The 15496-nt window shown below is 67.8% G+C and carries 13 protein-coding genes; 7 read left to right on the forward strand and 6 right to left on the reverse strand.

All coding sequences use genetic code 11. From position 1 onward, the window contains the following. Positions 1 to 23: 23 nt before the first annotated feature. From ACFY36_RS48820 to ACFY36_RS48845, 6 genes are all read right to left on the reverse strand, one after another. Positions 24 to 770, reverse strand: coding sequence for an ABC transporter ATP-binding protein (locus ACFY36_RS48820; RefSeq protein WP_499752766.1), 747 nt, complete (start codon positions 768 to 770; stop codon positions 24 to 26). Beyond that, positions 767 to 1738 (reverse strand): ABC transporter ATP-binding protein, encoded by a 972-nt coding sequence (locus ACFY36_RS48825; RefSeq protein WP_499752767.1) that lies wholly within the window; start codon positions 1736 to 1738, stop codon positions 767 to 769. Before ACFY36_RS48825 ends, ACFY36_RS48820 begins: the two co-directional genes overlap by 4 nt. Further along, positions 1735 to 2592 (reverse strand): ABC transporter permease, encoded by an 858-nt coding sequence (locus ACFY36_RS48830; RefSeq protein WP_499752768.1) that lies wholly within the window; start codon positions 2590 to 2592, stop codon positions 1735 to 1737. The genes ACFY36_RS48825 and ACFY36_RS48830 overlap by 4 nt, the downstream gene beginning before the upstream one ends. Next, positions 2592 to 3539 carry an ABC transporter permease gene (locus tag ACFY36_RS48835; RefSeq protein ID WP_499752769.1) on the reverse strand — a complete coding sequence of 316 codons (948 nt, stop codon included), beginning with the start codon at positions 3537 to 3539 and terminating at the stop codon, positions 2592 to 2594. The genes ACFY36_RS48830 and ACFY36_RS48835 overlap by 1 nt, the downstream gene beginning before the upstream one ends. Further along, on the reverse strand, positions 3526 to 5169 hold the full coding sequence (locus tag ACFY36_RS48840; protein WP_499752770.1) for an ABC transporter substrate-binding protein: 1644 nt from the start codon (positions 5167 to 5169) through the stop codon (positions 3526 to 3528). The genes ACFY36_RS48835 and ACFY36_RS48840 overlap by 14 nt, the downstream gene beginning before the upstream one ends. Positions 5170 to 5330: 161 nt before the next feature. Then, positions 5331 to 6746, reverse strand: coding sequence for an amidase (locus tag ACFY36_RS48845; protein WP_499752771.1), 1416 nt, complete (start codon positions 6744 to 6746; stop codon positions 5331 to 5333). Positions 6747 to 6884: 138 nt separating this feature from the next. Between ACFY36_RS48845 and ACFY36_RS48850 the strand changes: the two genes are divergently transcribed. The 7 genes from ACFY36_RS48850 to ACFY36_RS48880 all read left to right on the forward strand — a co-directional run bounded on the left by ACFY36_RS48850 (position 6885) and on the right by ACFY36_RS48880 (position 15475). Continuing rightward, entirely contained in the window at positions 6885 to 7358 is a 474-nt protein-coding gene (locus tag ACFY36_RS48850) for a hotdog family protein (RefSeq protein ID WP_499752772.1), read from the forward strand. A 38-nt stretch (positions 7359 to 7396) separates the two neighbouring features. Further along, on the forward strand, positions 7397 to 8812 hold the full coding sequence (locus ACFY36_RS48855; RefSeq protein WP_499752773.1) for an amidase: 1416 nt from the start codon (positions 7397 to 7399) through the stop codon (positions 8810 to 8812). Positions 8813 to 10022: 1210 nt separating this feature from the next. Then, positions 10023 to 11672, forward strand: a complete 1650-nt coding sequence (locus tag ACFY36_RS48860; protein WP_499752774.1) for an ABC transporter substrate-binding protein — start codon at positions 10023 to 10025, stop codon at positions 11670 to 11672. 125 nt (positions 11673 to 11797) lie between these two features. Continuing rightward, positions 11798 to 12808, forward strand: coding sequence for an ABC transporter permease (locus ACFY36_RS48865; RefSeq protein WP_499752775.1), 1011 nt, complete (start codon positions 11798 to 11800; stop codon positions 12806 to 12808). Continuing rightward, positions 12805 to 13665 carry an ABC transporter permease gene (locus ACFY36_RS48870; protein WP_499752776.1) on the forward strand — a complete coding sequence of 287 codons (861 nt, stop codon included), beginning with the start codon at positions 12805 to 12807 and terminating at the stop codon, positions 13663 to 13665. The genes ACFY36_RS48865 and ACFY36_RS48870 overlap by 4 nt, the downstream gene beginning before the upstream one ends. Continuing rightward, complete coding sequence (locus ACFY36_RS48875) at positions 13662 to 14660, forward strand: ABC transporter ATP-binding protein (protein WP_499752777.1); 999 nt, start codon at positions 13662 to 13664, stop codon at positions 14658 to 14660. The genes ACFY36_RS48870 and ACFY36_RS48875 overlap by 4 nt, the downstream gene beginning before the upstream one ends. Further along, positions 14657 to 15475: an ABC transporter ATP-binding protein gene (locus tag ACFY36_RS48880; RefSeq protein WP_499752778.1), complete on the forward strand. Its 819-nt coding sequence runs from the start codon at positions 14657 to 14659 to the stop codon at positions 15473 to 15475. Before ACFY36_RS48875 ends, ACFY36_RS48880 begins: the two co-directional genes overlap by 4 nt. Positions 15476 to 15496: the final 21 nt, after the last annotated feature.

Raw genomic sequence — 15496 nt, forward strand, 5'->3', positions numbered from 1 at the left:
CCAGTCCTCGGTGTGCTGGGGGCTCAGGGGGTACGGCGGCGGGGCTGCCAGCCGGGGCGCGGCACGGCGTCGAGCAGGGCCCGGGTGTAGGGCTGTTGTGGCGAGTCGAGGACATCCTCGGTGCGGCCCTGCTCGATCAGGCGCCCGTTCTCCAGGACGATGCAGGTGTCGCTGACCTGGCGGACGACACCGAGGTCGTGGGAGACGAACAGGTAGGTGATGTGGGTCTGTTCGCGGATGTCGGCGAGCAGGTTGAGGACCTGTGCCTGCACGCTGACGTCGAGGGCGGAGACGGCTTCGTCGAGGATCAGCAGCGCCGGGTCCAGGGCGAGCGCGCGGGCGATGGCGACGCGCTGGCGTTGGCCGCCGGAGAGCGATTCGGGGTGTTGCGTGGCGTGCCGTTCGTCGAGGCCGACCGAGTCCAGTAGTTCCGCCACTCGGCGGGCGCGTTCGGCCTTGTTGCGCAGCCCGTGCAGCCGCAGCAGTTCATGCAGTCCGGAGCCGATGGCCTGGCGCGGGTCGAGCGAGCCGTAGGGGTCCTGAAAGACCATCTGCACACGCCCGGTCAGGGTCACCGTGCCGGCGGAGGCGGTTTCCAGGCCGGCGATGATGCGGGCGGTGGTGGTCTTGCCGGAGCCGGATTCGCCGACCACGGCCAGGCACGAGCCTTGTTCGATGGAGAAGCTGACGTCGCGAAGCACCTCGCGATCGCCGCCGGAGCGGCTGTGGAACGTCTTGGCGAGTCCCTGGACGTCGAGCACGAGGGTCACGGCACACGCTCCTGCAGTTGGTCGGCGATCTCCTCGACGCGGTGGCACGCAACCGTGTGACCGTCGACGGTCCGGCGTTCCGGCCGGTCCTGCCGGCATCGCTCGATGGCGAACGGGCAGCGCGACGCGAAGGGACAACCCCGTTCCGCCTCGTACGCGGCGACGGGCCGTCCGGGAATCGCGGTCAGACGGTGCACGCGTGTAGTCGAGGGGCGTGACCGCAGCAGGCCCGCCGTGTAGGGGTGCAGGGGCCGGGCGTACAGCTCGGCGGAGGTTGCGGTTTCGACGATGGAGCCTGCGTACATGACGGCGAGCCGGTCGGTGACGGCGGCGGCCAGGTCCAGGTCGTGCGTGACGAACAGCATGGACACGTGCCGATCGCGGATCTGTTCGAGCAGGATGGCCATGACGTCGGACTGGACGGTGACGTCGAGGGCGGTGGTGGGCTCGTCGGCGAAGATGAGCCGCGGGGACGGCAGTAGGGCCGCCACGATCATGACGCGTTGCAGCAGGCCGCCGGAGAGCTGGTGCGGGAACTGGGCGAGGCGACGTTCCGCGTCGGCGATGCCGACGTCGCGCATCAGGCCGCAGGCCCGTTCGATCGCCTCGTCGTGGCCCATCTGCCCGGTGTGCACCACGCTCTCGGTGACGAACTGGGCGATGGTCCGGGTCGGGTTGATGTGCGCGCGCGGGTCCTGGTGGATGAGCCCAACGTCCCGCGACCGGTAGCCGGCCAGCCCACGGCGGTTGAGCTTGAGCACGTCCCGGCCATCGAATCGGATCCTGCCGCCGGTGGTCGCATGGCGGGGCAGCAGCCGCATCGCCGCCTTGATCGTCATCGATTTACCGGAACCGGACTCACCGACAAGCCCGACGGATTCGGCGGCGCCGATCGCCACCGAGACATCGCGTACGAGCGTGCGACCGCGTACGCCGATGTGCAGTTCCTCGATATCGAACAGGGTCATCGGCGGGCTCCGGTCCGGTTGGAGAGCTGGGCGCCGAGGACGTTGAACGCGACGACGGTGACGACGATCAGGGCGCCGGCCACCAGGCTCTGCTGGACGGCGCCATTGAGAACCTCGGAGCGGCCGTCGGCGACCATGACGCCCCACTCGGCGGCCGGCGGCTGGATGCCGAGCCCGATGAACGAGACGGCGGCGAAGTCGGCCAGCGCCGAGCCGAAGTTGTAGGTGGCCTGGGCGATCACCATGGGCGCGACGTTGGGCACGAGGTGCCGCAGACAGATGCGCCACGAGGACATCTGCGCCAGTTGCAGGCTCTCGACATAACCTCGATGCCTTTCCCGTACGGCGACACTGCGCACGACCCGGGCCATATATGGCGTGTAGACGAAGCCGAGGGCGAGCACCGGGGCCCAGAAGCCGGCGCCGAACACGGCCGAGGAGAGCACGGCGACGAGGATGCCGGGCACAGCGAACAGGATGTTCAGGAACCGGTTGGCGAGCCGGTCGAACCGGCCCCCGTGCCAGGCGCTGAGGATGGCGATCGCCGTGCCCAGTACCGTGCTGATCAGCACGATCATGGCCGGGCCGGCGAAGCTGAGCCGGGCGCCGGTCAGCGCGCGGGACAGGACGTCGCGGCCGAGCGAGTCGGTGCCGAGCAGGTGCGCGGCGCTCGGGCCCTGGCTGGACGACAGTACGTCCGTGGCGTCCGAGTCGTAGGGTGCGATCCACGGTCCGATGATCGCGAGCAGGGTCAGGGTGCCGGTGAGCGCGGCGGAGGCGATCATGGCGGGAGCCGGCAGGGCGGCGAACCGGCCGCGGCTGATGTCACGGGTGGCTGCCCAGGTGATGGCCATCAGGACTCGGCCCTCTCGCGCGGATCCAGGGCCGTCTGGATCAGGTCGATGACGGTGGTGACCACCACGAACACCACCACGATGATCAGGCTGATGGCGGTGACCAGTGGGTAGTCCTTGCTGGAGATGCTGCGGACCAGCAGGCCGCCGATGCCGTCGACGGCGAACGCCTGCTCGACGATCACCGTGCCGGCGACCAGGCCGGCGACGGCCAGGCCGGACGCGGTCAGCACCGGCAGGGCGGCGTTGCGCAGGGTGTGGTGACGCAGCACCACGCCGGCCGGCACGCCGCGGCCGTGTGCCGTCGTGACGTACTCCTTGTCGGCCTCCTCGGTGACGGCGGCGGAGGTCAGCTGCGACACGTAGGCGCCGTAGCCGATCGACAGGGCGATCGCCGGCAGCGTCAGGTGCCAGATCCGGTCGCCGAGGCCGTCGCCGCTGCCGTAGGTGGGGAACCAGCCGAGCTTGACGGCGAAGATGCCGATCAGCGCGTTGGCGCCGACGAAGCTGGGCACTGCGACGCCCAGCCCGACAGCCGACGAGACGACGGCCCGGCCGCGCCGGCTGAGACCACCGACCACGCCGAGCCCGATCCCGACCACCACCACGAGCAGGGCGGCCATCGCGACGAGCAGGACCGTGGTGAGCAACCGCGGCCCGATCATGTCGGTGACCTGCTGGCGGGAGGTCAGCGAGGTGCCGAGGTCGCCGTGCAGCGCACCGGTGAGCCAGTGCCAGTAGCGCACCGGCAGCGGTTCGTCGAGGCCTAGGCGCGCCCGCATGCCGGCGCGCGCCTCGTCGGTGGCTTTCGCGCCGAGGACCTGGGCGACGGGGTCGCCGGGCGCCGCCGCCAGGGCGGCGAAGATGATGAACGAGGCGGCCAGGATCGTCGTGACGGCGCCGGACACCGTGGCGACGATCCGCCGCGGAAGCCTACTGCGCGGCACCGATGTAGGCCATCTGCGGCATCGACCAGTAGGCGAAGGAGGTGATGGCTCCGGTCAGCTTGTTGTTCATGAAGGTCACCGTGCTGGTGGAGACCAACGGGATGGTGCCGGTCAGGGGCTCGTAGATCTGCTGGGCCTGCACGATGAGCTGGGCGCGTTTCTTGGCGTCCAGCGTGGATTGGGCCTCGGTGATCAGCTTTGTTACCTCGGGGTTGTCGAAATTCGTGTAGTTGTAGGGCTGGTCGGGGAGCAGATCGAAGCCGAGCGGTTCGAGCGGGTTCTGCTGCGAGTTGAAGCTGGCGCCGTACATCAGGTCGATGCCCTTGCGCTTGGTGGCGTCGTAGCCGGCCTGATCGAACACCAGCGGCTGTAGCGCCTGGATTTTGATGGCGACACCGATGGCCTTGGCCTGTTGCTGGAAAAGCTGGGCGATGCGCGATGCTGTCTGGTCGCCGGCCTGGATGGCCAGCACCAGTTCACTGCCGTCGTAGGTGGACTCTTGGACGAGCTTCTTGGCGGCCTCGATGTCGTACGAGCGCGCTGCGACCCACTTGTCGTAGTCGGGTTGGTAGATGTCACGCTCGGCGTTGGGCCAGGTGACGGGGGTCAAGCTGGTGTAGTTGGGCTGGGCGGCGCCGTTGAAGACCACCTTGGCGATCGCCTCCCGGTCGACGGCGCGCTGGAACGCGTCGCGCAGCTTCTGGTCCTTGAGCGGGCCGTCCGGGCGGGCCACGGAGATGCCGACGCTCTGAGTGGAGGGCCCGAACACCACCCGGCCGGCGGTGGAGGTGGTCAGCTTGGCGAGGGTCGAGGCGGGTAGCTCGTAGGCGCCGTCGATCTCGCCCGCTTCGAGGGCCTGGGCCAGCGCGGTGTCGTCGGTCACGAAGGTGAAGTCGACCCGCTTGGCGCGGGGCTTGAGCTCGGTGTTCCAGTAGGCGTCGTTGCGCTCGATCGTGATCCCGCTGCCGGAGCGCCACGAGCCGAACTTGTACGGGCCGGTGCACATGATGCCGCCGGCCGGCGTACCCACCTGATCTCCGGTTTTCTCGCCCCAGTCCTTCTCGATGACGACGCCTGTAATGGTCGCCAGGTTGTTGACGAAGGACGAGTCGGGCTGCTTGAACGTGACCGTCACTTCGTTGGTGCCGGTGGCCGTGATGCCCTTGACGAAAAGGTAGCCATAGCTGACCACCGAGTCCTCGGCGGCGGAGCGCTGCATGCTGTACACCACGTCCGCGGCGGTCAGGGGCTTGCCGTCCCAGAACTTGACGCCGTCGCGGACGGTGAGCTTCAGCTCGGTGGGGGAGACCTGATGGTAGGTCGCCAGGTTCGGGGTGACGTTGAAGTCCGGGTCCATCTTCAGCAGCCCCTCGCACATGTTGCGCACGATCTGGCCCGAGCTGTAGGTGACGGCGTTGCGCGGGTCGAGGATGTCCGGCTCGCCGCTGACGTTCCAGGTGATCTTGTCGACGTCGGCCTTGGCGGCGGGCAGCGACGAGACGAGCTTGGTCGCGTCGACCGGCTGGGTCTTGGTGTCGCTGCCGCCGCCGCACGCCGCCAGCGCGCCGCCGGCCAGCAGGGCGGCGGTGGTCGCGGTAAGCCCGCGTACCGCTGGGGTGCCGATTTTCATGCCTTCTCCTCTGTCAGGAGCCGCAGTCGGGCTGTGACCCGCGCCATGCTGATGGTGTGACAGCGAACATATAACCGGCCAGATAAAACATGCAACGGTCTGCCGCAGGTTTGACGTCCGCGAAACCGACACGGCTACGCGGGAAGAACGTCGTCCGATAGTCAGATCGCGGGATGGCGGGTGTGCCATTTCGTGGCGCGTTCGTAACGCGCTGCGACCGAGATGACGTCGGCGTCGGCCCACAGCGGCCCGATGAACTGCAGGCCGATGGGCAGCCCGTCCGCGTCGAATCCGCCCGGCAAGGTCAGTGCGGGCAGGCCCGCGTGGCTGGGCGGTTCGGTCATCGCGTGGATCAGCAGGCCCAGTGGCGGTGCCTCCTGCCCGTCGACCGGCCGGGTGGGGCCCATGTCGCCGCCGTGTGGGAAGGCGGGGACCGCGGTGGTCGGCGTCACCATGATGTCGGCGCCGGTCATCGCCTTGACGAAGGCTTCGTAGATCGCGGTCTTGCCCTGCCGGAACGCGGCGTTGACCTGCCGGCCGGAGACGCTTTTCGCGCGCTCCGCCAGCTCGGTGACCAGTGGCCACATCTCGACGCCGTTGGCCTGCATCTCCTCCGCGAACTCCAGATACGCATAGCTGTTGATGTGGTCGAAGAACTCCCATGTGTCCGGCAGTTCGATGCGCACTTCCCCGACGGTCGCGCCGGCTGCCCGCATGTCGGCCAGGGCCAGCGTGAACAGGCGGCGCACCTCCGGGTCGAGGACTTTCTGTCCGAGGTCGTAGCAGGCGGCCACCCGTACGCCGGTCAGATCTCCCGGCGTGAGCGCGGCCTCCATATAGCTGCGGGTGTCGCGCGGCACGGAGAAGCGGTCGGCTGGGTGGTGGCCGGCCGTCGCCTCCAGCACCATCGCGGCGTCCAGGACGGTGCGCGCGATCGGGCCTTCGGTCCCGTCGCCGTCGGCGCTGCCTGCGGTCGGGACGCGGCCGATGGAGGGCTTGATGCCGACCGCGCCGCACAGTGAGGACGGCACCCGGATCGAGCCGCCGCCGTCCGAGCCCCAGGCGATCGGCCCGACGCCCGCGACGACGGCCGCCGCGGCGCCCCCGCTGGAGCCGCCGGCGTTGTACCCCGGCTTCCACGGGGTACTGGTCGAGCCGGTGAGCTTGCTCTCGGTGACGCCGAGCAGCCCGAACTCGGGGGTGGTGGTCTTGCCCAGCAGGATGACGCCCTGCTGTTTGAGCCGCGCCCAGCCGATCGCGTCGACCTCCGGCACGAAATCGGCGAACGCGGTGCACCCGTAGGTCGTGCGCACGCCCGCCGTGTCGGCCAGATCCTTGACTGTCATCGGCACGCCGTACAGCGGAGGCAGGTCGTCGCCGGCCCGGAACCGCCGCTCGGCCTCCTTCGCGTCGGCCCGCGCCTGGTCCGCGGTCGTCGTCACCATGATGTTCAGCACCGGGTGGACCCGGTCCATCCGGTCGAGCACCGCGTCGACCACGTCGACGGGAGACACGTCGCCACTCCGATACAGCTCCCCGAGCTCGGCGGCGCTCTTCCAGTGCAGTTCGTCGGTCATGCCCTCTCCAAACGTCAAGCCAGGTCCGATGACGCAGCAAGCTCGAATCCGGCGCGCCGAACGCCTTGCTACGTGTGATGGACGTTATATAAGGTCCGTCGCAAGGTTGTGAACCCCTCGGCGGACAGGGATGTGCGGATGAGCGACTCTTCGAACTCGGACGGCGTGGTCGCGGCGGTAGTCGGCGAAGTGATCATCGGGGAGGCGTTCGTCGTGAGCCGGGAAGACAGCGATCACTTCGAGAGGGGTACCTGGGTCGATCGCGCCTACCCCGAGGGCGACGTTCCTGAGTTCCCCGAGACGTTGGTCGAGGGATTCCACCTGCTCGCGCTGGTCGACCCGGTACTACAGTTCGCCCTGGGAGACAAAGCCGGCGAGATGTGGGGCCTGAACTACGGCCTGGACAGCGTCCGTTTCGTCTCTCAGGTTCACCTCGGTGACCGTGTCGTCCCGCGGTTCGAGACCCTTGAGATCCGGCCGAAGGACGGGGGATTCAAGGTTCTCCGGCGGTGCACCTTCACGGTTGAGGGCGCGGATCGACCGGCGATGGTCGCGGACTGGTGGGCCTACCAGCTGCCCCGCGGTCAACTCGAGAAGTCCCGGCGGGCCTGACACCCGTGTCGACACTCAACCCCGAGCAAGGAGATCGCATGAGCGACGACCTCGTCTGGAAGAGCGCGGCGGAGCTCGGTGAGCTCTACCGAAGCCGCGACGTATCTCCGGTGGAGGTGGTCGACGCGCTGTTGGAGCGCATGGAGCGGGTGCAACCGGTCCTGAACATCATGGTTACCGCGACCGTGGAACAGGCGCGAGCGCAAGCAGTGGATGCCGAGCGGCGCTTCCGGGCCGGCGAGGAGTTGCCGGCGCTGTACGGCGTACCGATGACCGTCAAGGATCTCACCGACACCAAGGGCGTACGTACGACGTACGGATGCGTGGCTTTCGCGGACAACGTCCCGGACGAGGATGGCATCGGCTGGGCCCGGCTGAAGGAGCAGGGTGTCATCCTGCTGGGTAAGACCACGACCCCCGAGTTCGGCCTGATCGGTGTCACGGAGAGCAAGCTGACCGGTTCGACCAGTACCCCGTGGAAGCCGGGGTACAACGCCGGCGGCTCCAGCGGGGGCGCCGCGGCCGCCGTCGCGGCGGGCGTCGGACCGATCGCCTGGGGCTCGGACGGCGGCGGCTCGATCCGGGTGCCGTCCTCTCTGTGCGGCGTGGTCGGCATCAAACCCTCCATCGGCCGGATCCCCATGGCCGACGCGACGGACGGCGACGAGACGGAAGGCCCGATCGCGCGGACGGTGCTCGATGCGGCGATGGTGCTCCAGGCAACCTCGGGCCACCACCCGAGTGACCGGTTCTCCCTTCCCCGGGACACCCGCGACTACGTCGAGGCCGCCCGGACGCCGGGGGATCTCTCGGGCGTCCGGATCGCCGCCTGCTATGACCTCGGCCAGCGGGTTCTGGACCCGGAGACGCGCCGCGTCTTCACCGCAGCTCTCGAGGACATGCGAGCCGCGGGCGCGGTGGTCGAGGAGGTGCAGATCGAGCTTCCCGACACCGAAGTCTTCTTCGACCACGTCAACGGCCATGCGTACCAGACGTTCGTGGAAGATATGCAGGGCTGGGGTGTCGAGATTTGGCCGGCCGTGACGGAGCTGGGCGAGCGGGCGAAGTCGGTGACCGGCCGCCAGGTGAGTGAGGCGTTTCGCACGGGGAAGACCGCCATCTACAAAGCCTTCCGGGCTGCCATGGACGGCGCCGACGTGCTCGTCAGCCCCACAACCGCCGTTCCGGCATTCCCGCATGGCGGGGACAGTGGTCCCAGCGCGGTGGTCGAGGGCAGGCGGATCCCGGGTCTGGGCCACTTCATCCACATGATGACCGAGCCGCCCGCTCATGCCGGCTTGCCGGCCATCAGCGTTCCTGGTGGCTTCACCGCCGATGGCCTGCCGGTCGGACTGCAGTTCATCGGACCGCTGTGGGCCGACGCCGACGTCATTTCGGTCTGTGCTCGCTATGAGCGGGCGACCCGATGGTGGACGCGGCACCCTGACCTTTGATGTGTTGCCTGCGGTCCCATGCGTCTGTCGTGGTATGCACGCCGTCGACACTCAGCTCCGCCTTGCGGATACGGTGCGACGGCGTGCGCGGAAAGGGCGTCTGCCGGTGCTCGATGAACCGCGGCACCTTGGGCGGCGACAGGTGTGCGGCGCAGAATCCGCAAGAGTGTCCGGAGCGAATTCGGCGCCGGGTACGAGCTCCATGTACGCCTTGATTTCTTCGCCCATCACCGCGTCGGCGACCGGGACGACGGCGGCGTCGAGCACGTCGGGGATGCCGGGCGAGCACGGCCTCGACCTCGGCCGGAGCGACATTGACTCCGCTGCGCCGGATGAGCTCCTTGCGGCGCCCTTCGAAGTGGTAGACGCCCCTCTCGTCCCGCCTCATCAGATCGCCGGTGCGCAGCCGGTGCCGCGGCTGGCGCACGCGTCCTGTCTACCTCCAGTAGTGGCAGGCGAGGCCTGTAACGGGTGATTCGCGCCGTTCGGCAGGGCGGGCGTCCGCTATCTGAGCCGGGTCGCTTTGCGGTGGAGAGGACGACGCCGTTGATGGACACCTCAGGAACCCCACGGTGTCATCGACGTCGTCGTCCGGCACTAGACGCGTGGTTTCGGCTGGCGCAGTCGTGTCGAAATGCCGTCGATGGCAGCCGGAGAAGCTCACGGTCAACAGGTCTTGCCAAAGTGTGTAGCGATCAATATACAGTGAGCGCTACGCAAGACGTGACGTACGTCATCGGCACCCGTAGACCGAGGAGCCTGCATGGGTAGATCAACCGGGCCCGGTGTGCGCGACAGGCCGCGGTGCCGACGGGTTGCTCTGCGAGATTCGACGTCCGTGGTCGCGACGGCAATGCCAGGTCATGGGCCGCCGGGTCGTCTCCGCCGCTGACTCCTTCTCTGACTGACCGCGGGGACCGGGCTGTGAGCTCTTGACAGCGGAGTGGTTCTTTTCCTTCGAGTCGACGGAGCTTGAGGCGGCCCGCGTGGGTGCCGGCCGCGTGGGCGCCGGATGTCGATGTGCAGCGCCCAGCAACGTTGCGCTCTGCGGTGCGCCTGCAGGTTGCTGCCTCAAAGTCGGGTCGATGACCTGGCGGAAGTCGGCCATTGCCAGTACATAAAGTCCGCTATACATTACCCGCTATGTAACCTGCGTTACACCGTGATGGACCGCTGGTGGCGGCCTCGCTACGTATACAGAAGGAGACCCATGCCTGAGTCAGCCATAGCGCGCCCGCCATGGCGCCGTGCCTCCATCGCCGGCGTTGCCCTCTTCTCCACGCTGCTGACCGCCTGCTCGGGCTCATCGGCCAGCCCGGCCACCCAGGCCGACGCGCCGAAGCTGACTTCAACGGCAGGAAAGGCCGCTGGCGAGGTCGGCACGGTGACGTGGAATCTCACCGCCGGCGAGCCGGACACCCTGGACCCGCCGAACGCGGCCACCTACAGCGGCGGCCAGGTCGTCATGAATCTGTGCGACACGCTGGTGCGTTATGACGCCGACTACAACATGTCGCCCGGCCTGGCCGACTACAAGCAGGAGTCGCCTACGAAGCTGGTGTACACACTGCGAGCCGGTGCGCGCTTCTGGGACGGCAAGCCGGTGACCGTCGACGACATCGTCTACAGCTTGCAGCGGGCCAAGAAGGACAGCATCGTCAGTTCCTTCTTCGCGTCGGTGGCTTCGATCGAGGCCACCAGCGACAAGCAGGTCACGGTCACCTTCTCCACGCCGGACCAGAAGTTCAACACCGAGATGACCGACATCGCCGGCGTCATCTACGAGAAGGCTTTCGCGGAGAAGGCGGGCAAGAACCTGGGTACGTCGGCGGGCGGGCTGATGTGTAGTGGCCCGTTCAAGCTCGACGGGTGGGCGTCTGGCGACTCGATCACGATGTCGCGCAACGAGAGTTACTGGGACACCTCCCGCAAACCGCTGGCGAAGCAGGTCAAATTCACCTTCGTCACCGATGCCACCAATCTGACTCAGGCCCTGGAATCCGGCGACATCGACGGTGCCTATCAGATTCCACCGGCCGCGATTCCGGCGTTGCAGAAAGCCGCCACCGGCAAGATCTACTTCGGCCCCTCGACCGAGGGTGTGTCCCTCATGGTGGCCAACCCGGGTGGAGTCACCGCCGACACGAATTTCATGAACGGCTTGCAACGGATCATCGATCGGGAAGCACTCGTCAAGGCGATCTACCACGGCGCGGCCGAGCCGCTGTACACCGCGGTCACGCCGCGAACCTGGCCGACGGACCAGACAGCGGCGTATCAACAGGCCTACCAGCAGTTCGTCACCTCCCGCTCATACGACCTGGCCGCGGCCAAGGAGCAGATCGGGAAGTCGGCCTACAAAGGCGAATCGCTCGTGCTGGCGTACGCGTCCGGCGACCCGACGACCAATCAGCTCGCTCAACTGATCCAGCAGCAGGCCGGGCAGGCGGGTGTGACCGTCAAGTTGCAGAGCATGGGCTCCTTGGCGTTCTCCCAGGCGAATTACGACGCCAGCAAGCGTAAAGATATCGACCTCCTGTTGGGTGCGAGCTTCAACTCGGTGGCCGATCCACTCGAGCCGCTCCTGTTCGAGTTCCTTCCCGGCTCGCCCTACAACTACACCGGTCACAACGACAAGGAACTGATCCAGAAGCTCAACCAGGCCGCGGCCACCTTCGACGACACCGAACGCGCCAAGCTGCTCATCGAAGCGCAACCGCTGTGGGAGAAAGCGAACACGCTGGTCCCGCTGGTGAGCTCGAACACCGTCACATTCCTCAACAAACGCCTCGCCGGAGCGGTCACTTCCTTCGCGTACTGGTCCATGCCCAACATGGCCTTCGTCGGCTCCGCATCGTGATCCGTGCGGGTGACCCGGAAACTGCGCCGCGGCACCCGCACCTCGCATCCCGGTGGCACATCCTGCCGGGCCGGAAACCCACTCAGCACTGTCCCGGAGACAGGCTCACCTTCAGCGGGAAGCCGATGACCACTGCACTGTCCACCTCACACGACGGCAGGTTGCCCCCACCGTGGCGGGCTCGCCTGGTCCCGGTCGCCGACACCGCGGTACGAAAACTCGCCGGCGCGGCGGCGACGGTCGCCATCGCGGCGTTACTGGTCTTCTCCGCGCTGTCGCTGACCCCCGGCGATCCGGCCGACCAACTCGTCGGCCAGCGAGCCACCGCCGCGGAACGGGCCGCAGCCCGTCACGAACTCGGCCTGGACCAACCCTTCATTGTGCGATTCGGTCATTGGCTCACCGATGCGGTTCAGGGCGATCTCGGACGCTCGGTGACTTATCGGCAGGATGTCTGGCGCCTGATCGAGCCGCGGATCATGACAACGCTCTTCCTGGTTGCCATGGCGGCCGTGCTGATCACCGTGATTGGTGTGGTGACCGGCACGCTGGGTGGGATCAGCGACCGTTGGCGACCATTGGTCAGCGGTTTGGTCGGCGCCGGCATCTCGATCCCCGCGTATGTGTCCGCCAGCATCCTGATCGGCGTCTTCGCGGTGAAGCTCGGCTGGTTCCCCACCTACGGCGCGGGCAACGGAATCGTCGACCGCATCTACCATCTGGCCCTCCCCGCGCTGGCACTGTCGCTGAGCTGGGCCGCCTACGTCGCGCAGATGACGATGACAGCGGTACGGGAAGAGGCCGGCAAGGAGCACGTCGCCACGGCCGTCGGCCGGGGCCTGAGTCGTGCGATCGTGCTGCGTCGACACATCCTGCGCAACGCTTCCCTGCCGGTGATGACGGCCTCCGGATTGACCATCGCCGGCCTGGTCGCCGGGACCGTCGTCGTCGAGACCGCGTTCGGTATCGACGGCATCGGCTCCCTCCTGGTCAAGAGCGTGCTCAACAAGGACTACCAGGTCGTCATGGCGGTATCGGTGCTGATCGTGGTCGTTTTCGTGATCGTCACGAACCTGCTCGACATCGCGCAGACGGTGCTGGATCCCCGCAGCCGGCATTCGGGAGGCTCGCGATGACCGCTGTACCCCTGGCCTCCGGACGCATCAGGCGGGCCGCCCGTTCAGTACGCCACAGCGACAGGCTGGCACTGGCCGTCGTGCTGGTGTGCGCGCTGCTGATCCTGCTCGCCGTCCTCGGGCCCTACCTGACGCCGTACCCTCCGGCCCAGACCGATGTCCTGGCCGCCTCGCAAGGACCCTCGGCGCAGCACCTGCTCGGCACCGACGCGCTGGGCCGTGATCTGCTGTCACGGCTGATGGCCGGCGCCCGGCTCAGCTTCACCGGCCCACTGATCATCGTTGCGGTAAGTATCACCGCCGGGACCACACTGGCGATCCTGTCGGCTTGGCGTGGTGGATGGATCGACGCGCTGCTGACCAGAGCGGTCAACGTCATGTTCGCCATTCCCGGTGTGCTGATCGCGATCGTCGCGGGTGCCGCCTTCGGCGCTGGGTTCTGGGCGCCGGTCCTGGCGCTGTCGCTGGCATACACGCCGTACGTGGCCCGTGTCGTGCGCAGCGCCGCCCTGATCGAGCGTCAACTGCCGTACATCGAAGCGTGCGAACTGGCCGGGATGTCGGCGTGGCGCATCTGCACGCGGCATGTTCTGCCCAACGTCGCACCGATCATTCTGGCTCAGGCGACCATCGGTTTCGGTTCCGCGTTGCTGGACTTCGGTACCACCTCCTTCCTCGGAGTCGGCGTGCAGCCGCCCGATGCCGACTGGGGACTGATCCTCAGCGACGGGGCGACTCAGCTGCTCAACGGTTCCTTGACACAGAGCCTCGCCGCCGGCCTGCTGATCGTCGTCTCGGTCGTGGCCTTCAACCTGCTGGGCGAACGGCTCAGCCCGGACACGGGAGGCCACCGATGACGGAGGCGCTGCTCGACATCGAGCACCTGCAGATCGACCTTCCGCCGCGCACACGTCAAGGCGAGCTACGACGTGTTATCCACGACGTGACCTTGACCGTCGCGCCTGGCCAGTCGCTGGGGCTGGTGGGTGAATCCGGTTCCGGCAAGTCGATGACCGCCAAAGCCGTGACCGGACTGCTGCCGCGGGGCGCCGTCGTCAACGGGGGGCTACGGTTCCGCGGCCAGGACATCCGCGGTTTCGACCGCAAACGCTGGAGCGCCTTCCGCGCCCGTGACGTCTCGACCATCTACCAGGATCCGCGGGCGCATACCAACCCGCTGGTCACCATCGGTGACTTCCTCGTCGAGGGCGTCGTCGGCGCCAAACAGTTGTCGCGCCGGGACGCGCTCGAACGGGCCGCCGCCCTATTGCGTGAGGTCGGCATCTCTGACCCGGCTCGGCGTCTGCGCCAGTACCCGCACGAACTCTCCGGTGGTCTGCTGCAACGGGTGATGATCGTGATGGCCCTGATGTCGTCGCCTCAACTGGTCCTCGCCGATGAGCCGACCACCGCGTTGGACGTCACCGTTCAGGCGGACGTGGTCGCGATCCTGCTCGAGCAGCTGCGCGAACGATCGATCGGCATGCTGTTCATCACTCACGACCTCGACCTCGCTGCGGCGATCAACGACCAGCTGGCGGTCATGTACGCCGGAGTCGTCGTGGAGCAGGGACCGGCCGCCGACATCGTCGCCGCCCCGAGGCACCCCTACACCGCCGGCTTGCTGCGCTCACGGCCGAGCCTCGACACCGTCGAACAGCTCGCCGCGATTCCCGGCCGGCCCATGTCGGCATTCGAAGTCGGTCGCGGATGCGTGTTCGCCTCCCGATGCCGGTTCGCGGTCGACGAGTGCACCGCGGAGCGGCCGGCGGCCCGGCAGATCGGCACTCACACCGTGGCATGTCACCGCGCCGAGCAGGTGGCCGATCAGATGGTGGGAGAATTGGCATGACCGGCGACATCTTGCAGGTCGACGGCCTGCGGAAGGTATTCCGTGGCCGTGGCAGCCACCTCGGCCAGCACGTCGCGGTCGACGACGTGAGCTTCACCGTCGCGCAGGGATCATGCCTGGCGATCGTGGGCGAGTCCGGATCCGGCAAGACCACGACCGCCCGCATCATCGCCGGTCTGGAGCAAGCCGACGCGGGAACGATCACGCTGGCGGGCAACGCTCGGGATGTTCGCGACCGTTCCCGGCGGCATCGCGACACCGGCGTACAGATGGTGTTCCAGGACCCGTTGGGTTCCCTGGACCGCCGGCAGCGCATCGGCGACGGCCTCGCCGAATTGCTGAGCCTGGGACGGCGGACTCCCGCCGGGGCACGCCGAGACCGCGTTGCCGAGCTGTTGACGCAGGTCGGTCTCGACGAACGGCACGCCGCTGAACTCCCACGCAGCCTGTCCGGGGGGCAACGCCAGCGAGTCGCGGTCGCCCGGGCCTTGGCGATGCGGCCGTCACTACTGATCCTCGATGAACCGACATCGGCGCTGGACGTCAGCGTCCAAGCACAAGTGCTCAATGTGCTCAGCCGCCTGCGACGCGACACCGGGATCAGCTACCTGTTCGTCACGCACAATCTCGCGGTGGTCCGGCAGGTCAGTGACCGCTGCCTGGTGATGCGGGAAGGGCGGGTCGTCGAGCACGGCCCGACCGATGACGTCCTTTCGCGCCCGCAGCAGCAGTACACGCAACGGCTGATCGCATCGATCCCGCGCCCGGGCTGGCGTCCGGTGCGGGCGCAGACGGTACCGGAGGCGATCCGATGATCGCGCCGGCCCTGACCCGGC

It is taken from the genome of Actinoplanes sp. NPDC000266 (assembly GCF_042899005.1).
Taxonomy (GTDB): Bacteria; Actinomycetota; Actinomycetes; order Mycobacteriales; family Micromonosporaceae; genus Actinoplanes.

Coding starts and splice junctions, on each gene's coding strand:
- ACFY36_RS48825 (WP_499752767.1), bottom strand. CDS start 1,738: ATGACCCTGTTCGATATCGAGGAACTGCACATCGGCGTACGCGGTCGC.
- ACFY36_RS48830 (WP_499752768.1), bottom strand. CDS start 2,592: ATGGCCATCACCTGGGCAGCCACCCGTGACATCAGCCGCGGCCGGTTC.
- ACFY36_RS48840 (WP_499752770.1), bottom strand. CDS start 5,169: ATGAAAATCGGCACCCCAGCGGTACGCGGGCTTACCGCGACCACCGCC.
- ACFY36_RS48845 (WP_499752771.1), bottom strand. CDS start 6,746: ATGACCGACGAACTGCACTGGAAGAGCGCCGCCGAGCTCGGGGAGCTG.
- ACFY36_RS48850 (WP_499752772.1), top strand. CDS start 6,885: ATGAGCGACTCTTCGAACTCGGACGGCGTGGTCGCGGCGGTAGTCGGC.
- ACFY36_RS48855 (WP_499752773.1), top strand. CDS start 7,397: ATGAGCGACGACCTCGTCTGGAAGAGCGCGGCGGAGCTCGGTGAGCTC.
- ACFY36_RS48860 (WP_499752774.1), top strand. CDS start 10,023: ATGCCTGAGTCAGCCATAGCGCGCCCGCCATGGCGCCGTGCCTCCATC.
- ACFY36_RS48865 (WP_499752775.1), top strand. CDS start 11,798: ATGACCACTGCACTGTCCACCTCACACGACGGCAGGTTGCCCCCACCG.
- ACFY36_RS48870 (WP_499752776.1), top strand. CDS start 12,805: ATGACCGCTGTACCCCTGGCCTCCGGACGCATCAGGCGGGCCGCCCGT.
- ACFY36_RS48875 (WP_499752777.1), top strand. CDS start 13,662: ATGACGGAGGCGCTGCTCGACATCGAGCACCTGCAGATCGACCTTCCG.
- ACFY36_RS48880 (WP_499752778.1), top strand. CDS start 14,657: ATGACCGGCGACATCTTGCAGGTCGACGGCCTGCGGAAGGTATTCCGT.